Origin of the sequence: Blautia sp. Sow4_E7, assembly GCF_052116245.1 — a bacterium.
Classification (GTDB): domain Bacteria; phylum Bacillota; class Clostridia; order Lachnospirales; family Lachnospiraceae; genus Blautia_A.
Genome location: NZ_JBQKLL010000105.1, coordinates 1 through 1,638 on the forward strand (window position 1 = coordinate 1; position 1,638 = coordinate 1,638).

Annotated in this window: 1 protein-coding gene; it reads right to left on the reverse strand. The window is 45.1% G+C overall.

The annotated features are described in order from the left end of the window. A protein-coding gene (locus tag ACTQ50_RS19520) for an IS3 family transposase (RefSeq protein ID WP_441485544.1) occupies positions 1 to 1,556 on the reverse strand; the annotation gives its coding sequence in 2 pieces (ribosomal slippage) (positions 1 to 1,094 and positions 1,094 to 1,556; 1,557 coding nt annotated over the 2 pieces). This gene is flagged as partial in the annotation. Between the last annotated feature and the right edge of the window lie 82 nt (positions 1,557 to 1,638).

The window sequence follows — 1,638 nt, forward strand, 5'->3', positions numbered from 1 at the left end:
ATCAGCTTTTTCGGATTGTTCGTGTACCTTTTCCGGGTTCAGATATACAGTATCCGGAAGACTCCAGTCACGGGTTGCACGTCCATTCCAGCGTTCTGGATGCTCTGCTTTAGCAGCTTCGTATACTTCTTTACGTTTAGACAGTATCTTGTCAGACGATCCGCTGCGGCGCTGATAAGGAGTAAGAAAGTTTAGACCACTGTGATGATGATCGTGGTTATACCATTTTACAAACAAGCTGACCCATTCCCGAGCCTCTTCCAATGTTTCAAATCCTTTGGGCTGATAGTTAGGACGATATTTCAACGTTTTGAAAAGACTTTCGGCATAGGGGTTATCATTGCTTACACGCGGTCTGCTGTTTGAAGGAGTTATACCAAGCTGATACAGGGTCGCCAACATTGTAGCGCCTTTCATGGGTGAGCCATTATCAGAGTGTAAGACTAATGGCTCCGTAGTAAGCCGCCCTTGTTTTAAACAGATCCTTTTAATCAAACTGCTGGCATAGTCGGCACTTTCTTCCTCGTAGACTTCCCAGCCAACGATACTCCTATCGTAAAGATCTGAGAAAAGATACAGATAGTAAAACATACCCTTATGTGGACCATTCAGATATGTGATATCCCACATATACACCTGATTCGGACCTGTTGCGCTGTATGTAGATGGACGGTTGTGTTTTGGTGCTTCGCTGCGTCCACGGTGGTTCAGCATTTTTTCTTCCCTCAACACACGGTAAAAAGTTGATTCAGAAGCGATATAGATACCTTCATCGGCTAATGCCGGAACGATCTCACATGGTGCCAGGCTGGCGTATTCTGGTTTGTTACAGATATTTACGATTTCCCGACGTGTCTCTGCTGGTATCTTATTGGCAGGATCTGAATGATCTGCTGAGGGACGTCCATCCTCATAGGAATCCGTATCTGCCTTTCGCTTCTTCCAACGGTAGAAAGTCCGTTCCGTGATTCCGAGACGCTCACATGCCTTTTTACAGGACGCTCCCGATGTAATGGCTTCATTGATCAGCAATACAGCATTCTTGCGGTCTGAGGCGCTGATCATTCGTCCTCTGGATCCCCCCAGATCGCATTTGCTTTTTTTGACAGTACAAGTAAAGCTGCTGCTTCTGCAAGAGCCTTTTCCTTGCGCTGTAATTCTTTTTCAAGTTTTCTGCGTTCCTTTTCAGAATCCTTGAGTTCACGGTTAAGCCGGGAAGCCTCTTTAGCGATACCGCCATTTGCATTCATGCAGGCATCTTTCCAAGCTTTGATCTGCTCAACATAAAGCCCTTTTTTACGGGCATACTCAGCGAGCTCCGTTTCATTCATGCTTGCTGTTTCAACAACAACTAAAAATTTATCCTGTGTACTCCAGTCATCCGGAACAGCATCCGTACCAGGAGCAGCATAGCCTTCCTTTCTGGCTTTATCCCGCCAGTTGCGAAGTGTCTGTTCAGAGATACCTTCTTCTCTGGATATCTTGGTAATGGATTCATTATTTGGTGGAAGCATTCTCCTGAGGAGTGCATCCTTTAATTCTGGACTATAGTTCATAGTGAAAGCTCCCTTCCTGTGATAGCTATATACTACCACAAAAGTAATTATCTTTCACTGACAATTATCCTAACACACAGGG